Source organism: Pseudomonas sp. UBA4617, assembly GCF_002386445.1.
GTDB lineage: Bacteria > Pseudomonadota > Gammaproteobacteria > Pseudomonadales > Pseudomonadaceae > Aquipseudomonas.
Genome location: NZ_DGIR01000036.1, coordinates 37,872 through 53,754, shown reverse-complemented (window position 1 = coordinate 53,754; position 15,883 = coordinate 37,872). Strand labels below are relative to the sequence as shown.

Genomic DNA, 15,883 nt, shown 5'->3' with positions numbered 1-15,883 from the left:
CAGCATCGCGCCATCCTACTCTGCACGCCAGCGGGTTTCACCCCTTTCCGCTAACCGTTCGCGCAGTCGGGACAGCGCGCCAGCTCTCTGTTAGCTTAGTGGCGAACTGAAGGCCGCGCAGACGGTCAAAGGCCGACTTTCCCTGTTCTGCAAGGATCACCATGACACTTGTCAAACTGACTTCCGTGGCCGTGCTGGCCCTGGCCCTGGGCGCCTGCCAGAGCCTGTTCACGCCCAACTATCGGGCGCCGCTCGAGGTCAAGCGCGAAGCCTGGGAGCATGTCAAACCCGGCTGCAGCGAAAGCGACTGCCCGCTGGTGAACATTGACACCATCCATTTCCCGACCTTGCCGAAGCTCGACGGCATCGTCGAGAAACGCCTGCTGCAGCTGACCGAGGACAACCAGCGCGGCAATTCGCCAACTACCCTGCAAGCCTACGAGCAGCAGTACCTGGCCAGCGCCGACAAGCGCAACAGCAGCTACCTGCAGGCCAAGGTACGCGAGCAGCATGACGGCTTGGTGATCATCGAGCTGTCCAGCTATCTGGACAGCGGCGGCGCTCACGGCATGCCCGGGCGCGGCTTCATCAACTATTCGCGCAAGCTGGACAAGGTGCTGACCCTGCAGGACATGCTGGTGCCCGGCCAGGAAGACACTTTCTGGAAAACCGTCGAGGAATCGCACCGCGCCTGGCTGATGAGCGTGGGCATGGACAAGGACACCGAGTTCCTCAAGACCTGGCCGTTCAAGCAGTCGCCGCACATCGCCCTGACCTACGGCGCGGTGGTGGTGAAGTACGAGGTCTATGCCATCGCACCCTACTCCATGGGCCACGTGGAACTGAAGATCCCTTACCCACGCCTGAATGGCGTGCTCAAGCCTGAGCTGTTTCCCGGCCGCGGCTGAAACCCAGCAGCCCGTGCACCAGCCCTGCCAGCAGCAATGCCGGCAGGGTCGCCCCCAGGTCGGGGGCCTGTGTGGCGATGCCATGATAAGCCGCCACGCCCACCACCCAGGCCAGCAGTGCCTGCCAGTGCAAGCCACTCTCGTGCACTGGCAGGCGACGACGACGGATCAGGTAGTGGTCCACCAGCACCACGCCGAACAGCGGCGCGAACACTGAGCCGATCAGCAACAGGAAGTGCTCGTACTGTGCCAGCGGCGCCAGCACGGCGATCAGCGTGCACAGCACACCAATGACCAGCGCCAGGTGTTCGACCTTCAGGCGCACCAGCACGCCGCTGGAAACGGCCGCAGAATGGATGTCGGCGAAAGCCTTTTCCGACTCGTCCAGCAGAATCAGCAGCAGTGGAATGCCCATGCCTGCGCCCGCCAGGGCCAGCAGCAAGGCGTTGACCTCGCCACTGGCGGCGAAGGCCAGGGTGTAGGCCACGCCCAGGCTCATCAGCCAGGTATTGCCGATGAAATAGCCGATTACCGTACCGCCGAACACAGACTTGCCGTTGCGGGCGAAACGCGAGTAGTCGGCGATCAGTGGCAGCCAGGACAACGGCATGGCAATGACGATGTCGAAGCCCACGGCCAGCGACATCGATCCGTCCCCGGCGCGGCCCCACAATCCAGCCAGGTCCGCCTTGGCAAACAGGTTCCAGGTCAGCCACAGACATGCACCCAACAATAGCCAGATGCCCCACGCACGCAGCACCTTGCGGACGAAGGCCAGTGGCCCGCTGACTGCCAGCAAGGTGGCCAGGGCGCCAAAGCACAGGGTCCAGAGCATCGGGCTGTTCCAGGCGCTGGCTTCACCGAACGCCCGCGCGCCCAGCAGGCTGGCGGCATCGCGCATGACGACGATCTCGAACGCACCCCAGCCCACCAGTTGCAACAGGTTGAGCAGCGCTGGCAGGCGTGCGCCATGGCTGCCCAGGCTGAGTTTCAGGGTGCCCATGGCCGACAGGCCGGTATCGCTACCGATGACACCCGCAGCGCCCAGCAACAGCACGCCCATACCCGTACCCAGGGCAATTGCCAGCACCGCGCCAGCAAGGCCCAGGCCTGGCGCCAGCATGGCGCCGACCTGCAGCACCATCAGGCCAATGCCGAGGGAGAACCACAGCGAGAACAGGTCGCGGGTGCCGAAGATGCGCTGGGCGGTGGGGACCGGGTGTTCGGGTGAGAATTGGCTGGGTGATGTCATGCTTGCAGGCACTCGGCAAGGTAGTTTGATTGGACGCGTGATAGAGCCTTGTGTCGCGAAAGGGCCGCAAAGCGACCCCGGCTTTTCAGCTTCACGACTGAAATTGCCGGGACCGCTTCGCGGCCCATCACGACCCGACGCTGCTCCTACACAGGGTTAGCGCTGCGGGTCAGACCTTGTGGTACAGCAGGCTGCCTTCCTGGCGGAACCGCTCAGCCTGCTCGCGCATGCCTTGCTCGACCGTGACGTCCACGGTTTCGATCTTGGCGGCATACTCCCGCACTTCCTGGGTGATCTTCATCGAGCAGAACTTCGGCCCGCACATCGAGCAGAAATGCGCGACCTTGGCCGACTCCTTCGGCAGGGTCTCGTCGTGGAAGGCACGGGCGGTATCCGGGTCCAGGCCCAGGTTGAACTGGTCTTCCCAACGAAACTCGAAGCGCGCCTTGGACAAGGCGTTGTCGCGAATCTGCGCGCCCGGGTGGCCCTTGGCAAGGTCGGCAGCATGCGCGGCGATCTTGTAGGTGATGATGCCGGTCTTCACGTCATCCTTGTTCGGCAGGCCGAGGTGCTCCTTGGGCGTGACGTAGCAGAGCATGGCGCAACCGAACCAGCCGATCATCGCCGCACCGATACCCGAGGTGATGTGGTCGTAGCCTGGGGCGATATCGGTGGTCAACGGGCCGAGCGTGTAGAACGGCGCCTCGTCGCAGCACTCCAGCTGCTTGTCCATGTTTTCCTTGATCAGTTGCATCGGCACATGGCCGGGGCCTTCGATCATGCATTGCACGTCGTGCTTCCAGGCAATCTTGGTCAGCTCTCCGAGGGTTTCCAACTCACCGAACTGCGCGGCATCGTTGGCGTCGGCAATCGAGCCCGGGCGCAGGCCGTCGCCCAGCGAGAAGCTGACGTCGTAGGCCTTCATGATTTCGCAGATCTCTTCGAAATGCGTGTACAGGAAGTTTTCCTTGTGATGCGCCAGGCACCACTTGGCCATGATCGAGCCACCGCGGCTGACGATACCGGTGACGCGCTTGGCAGTCAGCGGCACATAACGCAGCAGCACGCCGGCGTGGATGGTGAAGTAGTCCACGCCCTGCTCGGCCTGCTCGATCAAGGTGTCGCGGAACAGCTCCCAGGTCAGGTCTTCGGCTACACCATTGACCTTTTCCAGGGCCTGATAGATTGGCACGGTACCAATCGGCACCGGCGAGTTGCGGATGATCCACTCGCGGGTTTCGTGGATGTGCTTGCCGGTGGACAGGTCCATGACCGTGTCCGAACCCCAGCGGATGCCCCAGGTCAGCTTGGCCACTTCTTCCTCGATCGAGGAACCCAGGGCGCTGTTACCGATGTTGCCGTTGATCTTCACCAGGAAGTTGCGACCGATGATCATCGGCTCCAGTTCCGGGTGGTTGATGTTTGCCGGAATGATCGCGCGACCACGGGCGATTTCCTGGCGAACGAACTCGGGGGTGATTTCCTTGGGAATATTGGCACCGAAGCTGTGGCCGGCGTGCTGCTCGTTCAGCAGGCCGGCAGCGCGGGCCTCCTGCAGCTTCATGTTTTCACGGATGGCCACGTATTCCATCTCGGCAGTGATGATGCCTTTGCGGGCGTAGTGCATCTGCGAGACGTTGGCGCCCGCCTTGGCACGGCGCGGGTTGCGCACATGGGCGAAGCGCAGCTTGGCCAGTTCGGCATCGTTCAGGCGCTGCTGACCGAAGTGGGAACTCAGGCCGTCCAGGCGTTCCGTATCACCGCGGGCTTCGATCCACGCGGAACGCACATCGGCCAGACCCTTGCGCACATCGATGACCACGTTGGGGTCGGTGTACGGGCCGGAAGTATCGTAGACCAGAACCGGAGCATTGGCCTCGCCACCGAAATCGGTCGGGGTATGGTCCAGGCTGATTTCGCGCATGGGCACGCGGATGTCGGGGCGCGAGCCTTCGACATACACCTTGCGCGAACGCGGGAACGGTTGCACGGACTGCTGATCGACTTGTGCCGATTCGCTGAGGTTTATCGCTTTTTCTTGTTTGGTCATCACAGGCTCTCCAGACGGCTTCCTAGCAGTGGAATGTCGGGGTGAACCTGAAAGGCGCGGACGCACCCCTTCATGGGTGCAGTGCCGGATATGGGGTGCCTGAAGCTGCATGCAGCCGCGACATTCCCGGACCTGGCACAAGAGGCTGGCCGGGAAGGCGAGCAATCTTGTTCCCTACGCAGGCGCTAACCTGATCAGGTTCAACGGGATCCGCAACTTTGCGATCTCAGCCTTTGCTTCAAGGCACCCCGACAAGAACATGCGCAGTCTAGACTGGAGTGGTCGGCAAAGCCAAGCGGGTAAATGCGCGGATGATGAAAGGCACACCGAGCGATTGTTGCCAGGTGCGCATGGCACTACACTGGCGCGGCGCTCGATACTCAACAGTTCAGTAATTCAATTTTCGTACAAGGATTGCCTCTATGCTGCGCAAACTCTCACTGGCGATAGCCGTGTCTTGTGCGTCCAACGGAGTGGTCTGGGCAGCGGACGTGCCCTCTACAGTGAAAACCGACCTGGTCAGCGTCTATCAGGAAGCCGTGGACAACAACGCCGATCTGGCCGCAGCCCGCGCCGATTACGGTGCCCGCCGCGAAGTGGTGCCGCAGGCCCGAGCCGGGTTGCTGCCAAACCTGTCTGCCGGTGCCGAGATGATGAACACCCGCACCAAGCTGGATGAGCCATCGATGACCTCCAACCGCAGTGGCAATTCATGGAGCGCGACCCTGGCCCAACCGATTTTCCGCGCTGACCGCTGGTTTCAGTTGCAGGCCGCCGAGGCCGTCAACGAACAAGCGGCACTGGAGCTGTCTGCCACCGAGCAGAACCTGATACTGCAAACCGCCCAGAACTACTTCGCCGTGCTTCGTGCCCAGGACAACCTGGCCGCCACCAAGGCCGAGGAAGCAGCGTTCAAGCGCCAGCTGGACCAGTCCAACGAGCGCTTCGATGTGGGCTTGTCGGACAAGACCGATGTCCTGCAGTCGCAGGCCAGCTACGACACTGCGCGCGCCAACCGGATCATTGCCGAACGCCAGGTGCAGGATGCCTTCGAAGCACTGGTTACGCTGACCAACCGTGAATACACGTCGATCCAGGGCGTGGTCCACACCCTGCCGGTGCAGGTACCTACCCCGAACGATGCCAAGGCCTGGGTCGAAACCGCCGGGCGCCAGAACCTCAACTTGCTGGCTACGAACTATGCGGTGTCTGCGGCCGAGGAGACGCTGCGCCAGCGCAAGGCAGGCCATGCACCGACACTGGATGCGGTAGCCAAGTACCAGAAGGGTGACAACGACAGCCTCGGCTTCACCAACCCGTCCCTGCCAGGGGTGCGTTACAGCGGTGATGTCGAGCAGACCAGCGTCGGCCTGCAGCTGAGCATTCCGATCTACAGTGGCGGGCTGACCAGTTCGCAAGTGCGCGAAGCCTACCAGCGCCTGAGCCAGAGTGAGCAGCAGCGAGAGAGCCTGCGTCGCCAGGTGGTGGAAAACACCCGCAACCTGCACCGCGCAGTGAACACCGACGTGGAACAGGTTCAGGCGCGCAAGCAGTCGATCATCTCCAACCAGAGCGCCCTGGAAGCCACCGAAATCGGCTACCAGGTGGGTACCCGCAACATCGTCGACGTGCTCGACGCCCAGCGCCAGCTGTATACCTCGGTGCGCGACTACAACAACAGCCGCTACGACTACATTCTCGACAACCTGAGCCTGAAGCAGGCAGCCGGCACCTTGAGCCCGCAAGACCTTCAGGACCTCAAGCAGTACCTGAAACCAGACTACAACCCGGACAAGGACTTCCTGCCGCCGGACCTGGCTGCTGCAGCGGCGAAGAACTTCGAGCGACGGCCGTAGGAATATGGCGGGCGCCTCACCGAAAGACGGCGAGGCGCGCGACCTTGCCGTCATAGTCAGACGGGGACGGGAGAGACCTGCAGCTTGGCAATGAGAAAATCATTGCCATATTCCGTGTCTGTATGGTTTTCGATAGTAATGCTGGTCAGATCATCCTTTACCGTGAAGATGCCAGAAAAGACTTGCCATTCATGGAGTCGGGAAAGTGTCACTTTTTCGATTACCACGTCCCCCGCAGCCTTCACTTCCAGTTCGGGAGGATTGCCCGGGTAATCCAACATCACCGTCATGGAAAACTCGTACTTTTTGTCACGCACCAGCAGGGGGTATTCTTTTTTCAAAAATACGCCTTTATGCCCAGCTTCAATTTTATGCGTATGAAGATAAAGGACCTTACCTTCATCTTGGATGACCTGGAATTCAAACCTGTAATCTTCAAGCATTACCCAGCCATTCAAGCGCTCTTCATCCTCACCTGTTTCAAAGTCGGTGACATCAACCGCTGAACGAAACATAAACTGAGAAAATCTATAATCATTCCCCTCCAACTCAGGGTTATGATTATCTATTTCAATGAAAAACTAGCCATCATCCTGCTCGGTATCAATAGATACCGTAGCGATTCGACCAGCGATCCTCACTCTGTTGCCATAGGTTAGTCTCTTGACTAATAAACTGATGAAACTGCTTTAACGTGAAACTGGCAATACTGACAGTTGACAGCGTTCCTGACTATCAGCGACCTGTTCAGCCTCACGTACAAGCTGCGCTTTCACTTATGAAGCAAGTCACCAAGCCCCTTCAGCAACCGTTGCAACGCGCCCTGGTTGGCCCGCATCACCGACCTGCCCGCCTCGCCCATGCGCTGCGCATCCTGCGGCAATTCGATCAAACGCCGCACCGCCTCGGCCAGCCCTTCGGCATCGTCCACCTGTTGCAGCGCCCCCGCCTCACGCAGCATGGCGCTGATTTCGAGAAAATTGAACACATGCGGCCCCATCAGCACCGGCAAGGCCAGTGCTGCGGGCTCCAGCGGGTTGTGCCCACCAGTCGCTACCAGGCTGCCGCCAACGAAAGCAATGTCGGCCAGTGCATAGAGGAACAGCAACTCGCCCATGGTGTCGCCAACCAACACCTGCGTCTGCGCATCGACAGAGGTACCGACCGAACGACGCACGCTGGTGAACTGTTCGCTGCACAGCGCATGCACCGCAGCGAAACGCTCGGGGTGACGCGGCACCAGGATCAGCAACGCATCACCATGCACCTGCAACAACTGCCGATGCGCCTGCAGGATCAGGGCATCTTCGCCTTCGTGGGTGCTGGCGGCGATCCACACCGGGCGCTGGTCGGCACCCCACTGTTCACGCAACGCCCTGGCACGCGGCAGCAGTTGCTCGTCGATCTTCAGGTCGAACTTGATCGAACCGGTGACCTGCACGCACTCAGGACGCGCGCCCAGGTCACGGAAGCGCCGGGCCTCGGTTTCGGTCTGCACGGCGATCAGGCTCATCTCGGCCAGCATCGGCCGGGTCAGTTTGGCAAAGCGCCCATAGCCACGGGCCGAGCGCTCGGAAAGGCGCGCGTTGGCCAAGGCCACCGGGATGCTGCGCTTGGCGCACTGGTGAATGTGGTTGGGCCATAGCTCGGTTTCCATGATGATGCCCAGCTTCGGCCGGACATGATCGAGGAAACGCCCCGCCGCCCAAGGCAGGTCATAGGGCAGGTAGCAGTGCTGCACGCATGGCTCATCGGCGAACATGGCGCGAATGCGCTCGGAACCGGTCGGGGTCATGCAGGTCAGGGTGATCGGCAGCCCCGGGTAGGCCTTGAGCAAGGCACGCACCATGGGCGCCGCAGCGATGCTTTCGCCCACCGAAACGGCATGCACCCATATGCCGCCCTGGCGCATGGCCGGCAGCTTGCAGGCAAAGCGCTCGCCGATGCGCTGGCCATAGGCCGGCGCCTTGCGCGAACGCAGGTAGAGGCGCAGCGCAACCAGCGGCAGGCCCAGGTGAAACAGCAGGGTATAGAGTGTTCTGTTCATGGCGGCGGAGTTTACCCGATCGCACGCAGGTGTACTGCAAAGCGCTCGGCCAGCCACCGCGCGGCGGGCCCCAGTGGCTGGTCACGGCGCCAGGCCAGCTCCGCCACCAAGGCCGGCGGACACCACTCGCTGTCCAGTTCTACCATGTGTGCCTGGTAGGTCGGGTACTGCACCACGTGCCGTGGCAGCCACGCCCAACCCAAACCGCGCATCAACAGTTCGGCCATGGCATAGAAGCTATCGGCACGCCATACCTGCGGGCTGATCGCCTCACCACCGGGGTAGCCACTCTGCTGCGGAGTGATCAGCAACTGTCGGTGCCGGGCCAGTTGTTGGCGGGTTACCCGACCTTCGCCTGCCAGCGGGTGGCCGACCGCGCACACGGTGACCATTTCCACACTGCCCAGGGCGCGCCGCTCCAAGGAGGCCGGGATACGTTCGTGGTTGAAGAACAAGCCCAGGTCGGCGCGTCGCTCCACCAGCTTGCGCGCCACATCGCCCTGGGCGCCACTGGCCAACTGCACCTCCAGGAACGGGTAGCGGCTGGCCAGCTCGTCGAGGCTGTCGATCACCGGCTGGTAGGGCATGGCTTCGTCCTGAGCCACCCGCAGCAGAGCCTCCTGGCCGCGCATCAGCGCCAGCGCACGGCCATCCAGGCGCTCGCACTGGCGCAACAGTTCACGGGCATCTTCCAGCAGGGCACTGCCGTTTTCAGTCAGCCGAGGCTGGCGGCCACTGCTGCGCTCGAACAAGGTGACCCCCAGGTCGGTTTCAAGCAGGGCTATCGCGCTGCTGATCGCCGACTGGGCTTTGCGCTGTTCGCGGGCCACGGCCGAGAACGAGCGCAGTTCAGCAACCCGCAGGAACGTGCGCAGCTGTTCGAGGTTCCACTGCTCGGCCATCGACCTATCTCCCGTATAGATAGGTAATGACTTTACCCCATTCAAGGTAAGTCTAGAATCTGCCGCCAGTTACCGGAGGATCCTCGCCATGAATGCCTACACCTACCTCGCCATCGCCATCTGCGCCGAAGTCATTGCCACCGCCTCGATGAAAGCGGTCAAGGGCCTGAGCACGCCCTTGCCGCTGTTGCTCATGGTAGTCGGGTATGCCGTCGCATTCTGGATGCTGACCCTGGTGGTACGCAGCATTCCGGTGGGGATCGCCTATGCCATCTGGTCAGGGTTGGGGATCGTGTTGATCAGTGTGGCGGCGCTGGTGATCTATGGGCAGAAGCTGGATGTGCCGGCCATGCTGGGTATGGCGATGATCGTGGGCGGGGTGGTGGTGATTCAGCTGTTTTCGAAGACGGCTGGCCATTGATGTTGCCTGTATACTTGCCAGCTGTCCCAGTTTTCGAGGTACCGCCATGCCATCCGCCATTTCCACTGACGTGCTGATCGTCGGCGCCGGGGTCGCAGGCCTCTGGCTCAATGCCCGCCTGCGCCGCCTGGGCTATTCGACGGTGCTGGTGGAGCGCGCCAGCCTTGGCGGCGAGCAAACCATCAAGTCCCAGGGCATCATCCATGGTGGTACCAAGTATGCCCTGCACGGCGCCCTCACCGGTGCCTCGGAAGCCATCGCCGACATGCCGCGCCGCTGGCGCGAAGCGCTGAATGGCAGCGGCGAGCTGGACCTTACCCATACCCGCCTGCTGTCCGACGCACACTACCTGTGGTCGCCAGGCACCCTGGCCGGCAACCTCACCAGCTTCTTCGCCAGCAAGGCCGTGCGCGGCCGGGTCGACCAGGTCAAGGGCGAGCAACTGCCACCCGCACTGCAGGACCGCGCCTTCAAGGGCAAGGTCTATCGCCTGGCCGAACTGGTCGTCGACGTGCCCAGCCTGCTGGCCAACCTGGCCGAACTGGCGGGTGACAGCCTGCTGGCCGGCGAGCGCATCGAACCGTTGCGCGAGGCTGACGAGCTGGTCGGCCTGCGCGTCGACGGCCGCGACATCCGCGCCCAACGCATCGTGCTCAGCGCCGGCGCCGGCACCGAAGACTTGCTGCATGCCCTGGGCCTGACCCAGCCAGCCATGCAGACCCGCCCGCTGCACATGGTCATGGCCAAAGGTGCCAACCTGAAGCCGCTTTATGCCCACTGCCTGGGCGGCGGACCCAAGCCGCGGGTGACAGTGACCACCCATCCGGCCGCCGATGGCCAGTGGGTCTGGTATATGGGCGGCGACCTGGCCGAGGCCGATGGCGTCGCCCGCGAGCCGTCTGCGCAAATCGTGGCGGCACAGAAGGAAATCGCCAGCCTGCTGCCATGGGTCGACCAGAGCCAGGTACGCTGGGCCACCCTGCGGGTCAACCGCGCAGAACCGGCGCAGTCGGGCCTGGTGCGCCCGGACAATGCTTTCCTCGCCGACCAGCAGCGCCTGCTGGTCGGCTGGCCGACCAAGCTGGCCCTGGCACCGGACTTCAGCGACCGGGTCATCGCCCACCTGGAGCGCGACGGCATCCGGCCACAGGCCCATGCCGACCTCGCCGACCTGCCGCGCCCACCGCTGGGCGTACCGGCCTGGGAGCAACTGCTGCCATGAGCCTGCCAACCCTGCACGACTTCCACCGCAACCTGGGCAGCACCGGCTTCAGGGTTTCGCCTCTGGGCCTGGGCACGGTCAAGCTGGGCCGCGACCAGGGCGTCAAGTATCCCACCGGCTTTACCATCCCCGGTGATGACGAAGCCCGCCTGCTGCTGGACCAGGCTCGCGAGCTGGGCATCAACCTGATCGACACCGCCCCGGCCTATGGTCGCAGTGAAGAACGCCTGGGCCCGCTGTTGCGCGGCCAGCGCGATGAATGGGTGATCGTCAGCAAGGTGGGCGAAGAGTTCGTCAATGGCCAGTCACACTTCGACTTCAGCGCAGCCCACACCCGCCGTTCGGTAGAGCGCAGCCTGCAGCGCCTGGAAACCGACCGTATCGAGCTGGTGCTGGTGCACTCCGATGGCAACGACCTGGCGATCCTCGAACAGCAGGAGGTGTACCAGACCCTCGCCGAACTCAAGCAGGAGGGCAAGATCTGCGGCTATGGCCTGTCTGGCAAGACCGTCGCCGGTGGCCTGAAGGCCCTGGAACAAGGCGACTGTGCCATGGTCACCTACAACCTCAACGAGCAGGCAGAACGCCCGGTGCTGGACTACGCTGCCGAACACGGCAAGGCCATCCTGGTGAAGAAGGCCCTGGCCAGCGGGCATATCTGCCTGGCCCCGGGCGTCGACCCGGTGCAAGCCAGCTTCGAGCTGCTGTTTGCCCATCCGGGCGTCAGCAGTGCTATCGTCGGCACCATCAATCCGCTGCACCTGGCCCACAACGTGGCAACCGTCGCCCGTATTCTTGGCCAGCATTGAGTTGCCCCAGGCCCTCGGGCCTGGAGACTGACCGGACGCAAGGAGGAGCCGCGTGGCGCGAACGCTGATCCGCAAGAACCCGAGCAACTTCAAGACGCTGCCGCTGCATGTCGAGGCCACGCCCGAAGGGCTGATCTACCAGAGCATCGGCATGCCGCTGAATTTCGCCCAGACCCAGCAGCGGCGCAAGGCCATCCAGTTGCCCGATGCGCAGCGCTTCGTGGTGGAGCTGGCCAACCTGGGTGTATCGGTGCGGCTGACCTTGCATTGGCAAAACCGCGATTACTGGGTGTTGGTACGCCAGCGTCGACAGGACCGTGGCGATGTGGTGCTGAAACTGATTTCCGGTTACGTGCCGGCGCAGGAGCTGAACCTGCCGTTGCACACCGCCGTGCAGGAAGTCGCCGAGGAATGCCTGCTGGAAACCCCGGAAGGCTGGCTGGGCGGGCGCTTCAACGATACCTGGCTGCCTGTGCCCTACGCGGCCGCCCTGCACTATCGCGAAAACCCACACTTTGTGCTGACCCCGCAGTCCGGTGCCGCGCGCCCGGTGCATTGCGGCAAATTGATGCTGCTGGAGCGGCCACGTGCTTATGTACACCTGCCTACCGCCTCGTTGCAGCTGATCTATGACATGCGCCTGCAGGTACCTCGGGAAGCCAAGAAGCTCAGCCTGTTCCACGTCGACGAGCGGCTCGAGGGTGACCAACTGGTGGCGCGGCTCAACCGCAAACGGCCGGACCTGTACCTGATGCCTTTGCAGGATGGCCAGCCATTGCCTGAGCTGTATACGCTCAAGAAGGATGAACTGGTGCCGGCAAGCACGCGGGGGCTACACCTGGCTGAGAGTTTTGCTCACCAGGAGGGTTGGGTGGTGAAGGAAGAGCGGGTGCGCTGGAAGGATTGGGTGAAGCAGCAGGGTTTAGTGGAAAGCAAGCCGGTGCGAGCCTCGCACCTGCAACGCTTTGGAGACAAGGCGCGGGCGCTGCTGGAGCGGGCGCGTATTTCACTGCACAAGTGATCAGGGGCCGCCGCGCGGCCCCGGCTTCAGTTCTTGCGAATCTTCTCGACAATCGCCGTGGTCGAGCTGTTCTCGACCAGCCCCAGCACCTTCACGGTACCGCCGTAGGCCTTGACGATATCGGCGCCCACCACCTGGTCGATGCCATAGTCACCACCCTTGACCAGCACATCGGGCTTGACCTGGCTCAGCAGGTTTTCCGGGGTACCCTCGGGGAAGCTGATCACCCAGTCCACTGCTCCCAGCCCGGCCAATACGGCCATGCGCCGGTCGACGCTGTTGATCGGCCGGCCCGGCCCTTTCAGGCGGCTGACCGAGGCATCGTCGTTGACCGCGACGATCAGGCGGTCGCCTTGGGCACGGGCCTGCTCCAGGTAGGTGACATGGCCCGCGTGCAGGATGTCGAAGCAACCGTTGGTAAAGACGATCTTCTCTTTGTGCGCCCGCGCATCATCGATGGCCAGCAGCAACTGCTCCAGGCCCAGCACGCCGCGCTCGGAGCCTTCCTCACGCTGGATGGCCCGGCGCAGCTCAGGGGCGCTGATCGCCGCAGTGCCCAGTTTGCCGACCACGATACCCGCCGCCAGGTTGGCCAGTGCCACCGCGTGCGGCAGGTCCTCTCCGGCAGCGATGGCTGCCGCGAGGGTGGAGATGACGGTATCGCCGGCACCGGTCACGTCGAATACTTCCCGCGCCCGTGCCGGCAAGTGCAGCGCCGGCTGGCCGCTGCGCAGCAGGGTCATGCCGTGCTCGCCACGGGTCACCAGCAGGGCCCCCAGGTCGAGGTCTTGCAGCAACTGCAGGCCCTTGGCGACCAGGTCGGCCTCATCGGCGCAACGGCCGACGATGGTCTCGAACTCGCTGAGGTTCGGTGTGATCAGGCTGGCACCGCGGTAGATCGAAAAGTCCTTGCCCTTGGGGTCGGCCAGCACCGGAATGCCCTTGGCCCGCGCCGCCTGGATCAGGCCCTGGTGATTTTTCAGTGCGCCCTTGCCGTAGTCGGACAGGACCAGCACCTTGACGCCCTCGAGCAGGCTGTCGACCTCGGCCCCCAGCGACAGCGGGTCGGTGGCGAACGGTTCTTCGAAATCGATGCGCAGCAGTTGCTGGTGACGGCTCATGACCCGCAGCTTGACGATGGTCGGCTGGTGCGCGATGCGCTGGAACACCGAACGCACGCCGGCGGCCTGCAGGCTGTTGGCCAGGCTGTCGGCGGCCTCGTCCTGGCCGGTGACGCCAATCAGCGAAGCCGGTGCACCCAGGGCGGCAATGTTCAAGGCAACGTTGGCCGCGCCCCCGGGGCGATCCTCGATCTGGTCGACCTTGACCACCGGGACTGGCGCTTCCGGCGAGATACGCGAAGTACCGCCATGCCAGTAGCGGTCGAGCATGACATCGCCGACCACCAGTACCGGGGCTTGATCGAAACGCGGCAGGGACAACTTCATGGGCAACCCATATGGAAATAATGAACAGGGGCAGGATATTAGCACAGGGTTGAGAACGGCTTTACGGCCAGATCACCCTGGGAAAATTCCCGTGACAATCGGGGCCGTGATGGCCCCGATCAACGAGGGGTTCAGGTGATATCGGCCTTGGCCTGCTCATCCAGGCCCATGGCATGCAGGCGGGCATAATGGCCATTAGCCGCAAGCAGCTCGGCATGGGTGCCACGTTCGACCAGGCGGCCCTGGTCCATGACCAGGATCTGGTCGGCCTTCTCGATGGTCGACAGACGGTGGGCAATCACCAGCGTGGTCCGGCCTTGCATCACGTGGTCCAGGGCAGCCTGGATATGCCGCTCGGACTCGGTATCCAGCGCCGAAGTGGCTTCGTCGAGGATCAGCAGCGGTGCGTTTTTCAGCAGCGCCCGGGCGATGGCCAGGCGCTGGCGCTGGCCGCCGGAAAGCAGGACGCCGTTTTCACCCACTTCGGTATCGAAGCCTTTCGGCAACCGGTCGACGAACTCCTTGGCATAGGCATCGGCCGCAGCAGCTTCGATGGCGGCGCGCGGTGCGCCGGCCAGGTCGCCATAGGCGATGTTGTTGGCCACGGTATCGTTGAACAGGGTGACGTGCTGGGTCACCTGAGAAACATGGCGGCGCAGGTTGCGCAGGCGATAGTTCTCGATTTCCACGCCGTCGAGCAGGATCTGCCCCTGGTCGTGGTGATAGAACCGCGGGATCAGCGCTGCCAGGGTCGATTTGCCGCTGCCGGAGCGGCCGACCAGGGCAATCATCTGCCCAGGCTCGGCGACGAAGCTGATGTCGCTGAGCACCTCGCGATCAGTGCCCGGGTAGGTGAAGCTCAGGTTGCGTACCTCCAGGCGTCCTTCAACCCGCTCTTTCTCGACGGTGCCGGTGTCCACTTCAGGCGCTTCGTCCAGTTGCTCGAAGATGCTCTCGGCTCCGGCCAGGCCCTTCTGGATTGTCGAACTTACCTCGGAAAGCTGGCGAATCGGCTTGGGCAGCAAACCAGCAGCGGTGATATAGGCCACCAGGTCACCGGCGGTGGACTCGCCGCGCAGGAACAGCACCAGGAACATCAGCGCAGCCATGGCGATGTAGATCACCAGCTGCAGCATCGGCGTGTACAACGAACCGGTCTTGGTCATGCGCAACTGCTTGTCGGTGTTGCTCTGGCTGGCCTTGCCGAAACGCTGCTCCTCGTAGGCCTCGCCGCCGAAGCTGCGCACCACGCGGTAGCCCTGGATGGTTTCCGAAGCGACATGAGTGACGTCGCCCATGGCCACCTGGATCTTCTTGCTCTGCTTGCGGAATTTCTTGCTGGCGACACTGACCATTACCGCGATCAACGGCAGGATGGCAATCATCACCAGGGTCAGGTGCCAGTTCATCCACAGCAGGTAGGCGAACAGGAACACCACAGTCAGACCTTCGCGGATCACGACCTTGATTGCATCGGTGGCCGCACCGGTGACCATGGTCACGTTGAAGGTGATGCGCGAAATCAGGTGCCCGGAGTTGTGGTTGTCGAAGTAGCGGTTGGGCAGGACCAGCAGCTTGTTGAACAACTCCACGCGCAGGTCGTGCACCAGGCACAAGGAAACCTTGGCCAGAAAGTAGTTGCCAAGGAACGAACCCAGGCCCTGCCACGCGGCAATGAGGATGATCAGCAGCGGTACGGCCTGCAGCAACTGCAGGTCACGCAGGTAGGGAACGTTGGGGAACAACACCGCTTCGGGGTTGCTCAGCCCATCGACGAAATACTTGAGGATGCCCGCCAGCATCGGCTGGGTCGAGGCAAAGATCACGAAACCAACGATGCTCAGCAGGAAAATGCCGACATAGGGTTTCACATAGCTCAGCAGCCGGAAGTAGATCTTCAGGCTGGAGGTGTGTTCCGCCGGTCGCGGTGTTTCGGCCATTATCGAG

General features: G+C 62.9%; 13 protein-coding genes and 1 riboswitch. Of the genes, 6 read left to right on the top strand and 7 right to left on the bottom strand.

The features are described 5' to 3' along the window. Nucleotides 1-161: 161 nt before the first annotated feature. Complete coding sequence (locus tag B4L76_RS16160; protein WP_296233843.1) at nucleotides 162-908, top strand: RsiV family protein; 747 nt, start codon at nucleotides 162-164, stop codon at nucleotides 906-908. On the opposite strand, the gene cytX is transcribed toward B4L76_RS16160, so the two are convergent. Both cytX and thiC read right to left on the bottom strand, forming a co-directional pair. Beyond that, nucleotides 877-2,160 carry a putative hydroxymethylpyrimidine transporter CytX gene (cytX, locus tag B4L76_RS16155; RefSeq protein WP_296233842.1) on the bottom strand — a complete coding sequence of 428 codons (1,284 nt, stop codon included), beginning with the start codon at nucleotides 2,158-2,160 and terminating at the stop codon, nucleotides 877-879. The genes B4L76_RS16160 and cytX overlap by 32 nt on opposite strands. Nucleotides 2,161-2,329: 169 nt before the next feature. Further along, nucleotides 2,330-4,210, bottom strand: coding sequence for a phosphomethylpyrimidine synthase ThiC (gene thiC, locus B4L76_RS16150; RefSeq protein WP_296233840.1), 1,881 nt, complete (start codon nucleotides 4,208-4,210; stop codon nucleotides 2,330-2,332). Between the two features lie 154 nt (nucleotides 4,211-4,364). After that, a riboswitch (TPP riboswitch) is annotated at nucleotides 4,365-4,471 on the bottom strand. Between the two features lie 161 nt (nucleotides 4,472-4,632). Here thiC and B4L76_RS16145 point away from each other — a divergent pair. Next, nucleotides 4,633-6,066 (top strand): TolC family outer membrane protein, encoded by a 1,434-nt coding sequence (locus tag B4L76_RS16145; RefSeq protein ID WP_296233838.1) that lies wholly within the window; start codon nucleotides 4,633-4,635, stop codon nucleotides 6,064-6,066. Nucleotides 6,067-6,122: 56 nt separating this feature from the next. On the opposite strand, the gene B4L76_RS16140 is transcribed toward B4L76_RS16145, so the two are convergent. The 3 genes from B4L76_RS16140 to B4L76_RS16130 all read right to left on the bottom strand — a co-directional run bounded on the left by B4L76_RS16140 (nucleotide 6,123) and on the right by B4L76_RS16130 (nucleotide 9,015). Beyond that, complete coding sequence (locus B4L76_RS16140; RefSeq protein ID WP_296233836.1) at nucleotides 6,123-6,581, bottom strand: hypothetical protein; 459 nt, start codon at nucleotides 6,579-6,581, stop codon at nucleotides 6,123-6,125. A 257-nt stretch (nucleotides 6,582-6,838) separates the two neighbouring features. Beyond that, on the bottom strand, nucleotides 6,839-8,113 hold the full coding sequence (gene waaA / locus B4L76_RS16135; protein ID WP_296233834.1) for a lipid IV(A) 3-deoxy-D-manno-octulosonic acid transferase: 1,275 nt from the start codon (nucleotides 8,111-8,113) through the stop codon (nucleotides 6,839-6,841). A gap of 11 nt (nucleotides 8,114-8,124) precedes the next feature. After that, nucleotides 8,125-9,015, bottom strand: coding sequence for a LysR family transcriptional regulator (locus B4L76_RS16130; RefSeq protein WP_296233832.1), 891 nt, complete (start codon nucleotides 9,013-9,015; stop codon nucleotides 8,125-8,127). Between the two features lie 88 nt (nucleotides 9,016-9,103). Between B4L76_RS16130 and B4L76_RS16125 the strand changes: the two genes are divergently transcribed. The 4 genes from B4L76_RS16125 to B4L76_RS16110 are packed head-to-tail and all read left to right on the top strand — an operon-like array spanning nucleotide 9,104 to nucleotide 12,488. Further along, nucleotides 9,104-9,436, top strand: a complete 333-nt coding sequence (locus tag B4L76_RS16125; protein WP_225779464.1) for a DMT family transporter — start codon at nucleotides 9,104-9,106, stop codon at nucleotides 9,434-9,436. Between the two features lie 46 nt (nucleotides 9,437-9,482). Then, nucleotides 9,483-10,658 carry an NAD(P)/FAD-dependent oxidoreductase gene (locus B4L76_RS16120; RefSeq protein WP_296233830.1) on the top strand — a complete coding sequence of 392 codons (1,176 nt, stop codon included), beginning with the start codon at nucleotides 9,483-9,485 and terminating at the stop codon, nucleotides 10,656-10,658. Beyond that, the gene (locus B4L76_RS16115; RefSeq protein ID WP_296233829.1) at nucleotides 10,655-11,467 is read left to right on the top strand and encodes an aldo/keto reductase; all 813 of its coding nucleotides are present in this window, start codon (nucleotides 10,655-10,657) and stop codon (nucleotides 11,465-11,467) included. The genes B4L76_RS16120 and B4L76_RS16115 overlap by 4 nt, the downstream gene beginning before the upstream one ends. A gap of 52 nt (nucleotides 11,468-11,519) precedes the next feature. Next, nucleotides 11,520-12,488: a metal ABC transporter ATPase gene (locus B4L76_RS16110; protein WP_296233828.1), complete on the top strand. Its 969-nt coding sequence runs from the start codon at nucleotides 11,520-11,522 to the stop codon at nucleotides 12,486-12,488. Nucleotides 12,489-12,514: 26 nt separating this feature from the next. Here B4L76_RS16110 and hldE read toward each other — a convergent pair whose 3' ends face one another. Beyond that, a complete protein-coding gene (hldE, locus tag B4L76_RS16105) occupies nucleotides 12,515-13,936 on the bottom strand; it encodes a bifunctional D-glycero-beta-D-manno-heptose-7-phosphate kinase/D-glycero-beta-D-manno-heptose 1-phosphate adenylyltransferase HldE (protein ID WP_296233827.1) in 1,422 nt (473 codons plus the stop codon). A gap of 131 nt (nucleotides 13,937-14,067) precedes the next feature. Further along, nucleotides 14,068-15,876 carry a lipid A export permease/ATP-binding protein MsbA gene (gene msbA, locus B4L76_RS16100; RefSeq protein WP_296233825.1) on the bottom strand — a complete coding sequence of 603 codons (1,809 nt, stop codon included), beginning with the start codon at nucleotides 15,874-15,876 and terminating at the stop codon, nucleotides 14,068-14,070. Between the last annotated feature and the right edge of the window lie 7 nt (nucleotides 15,877-15,883).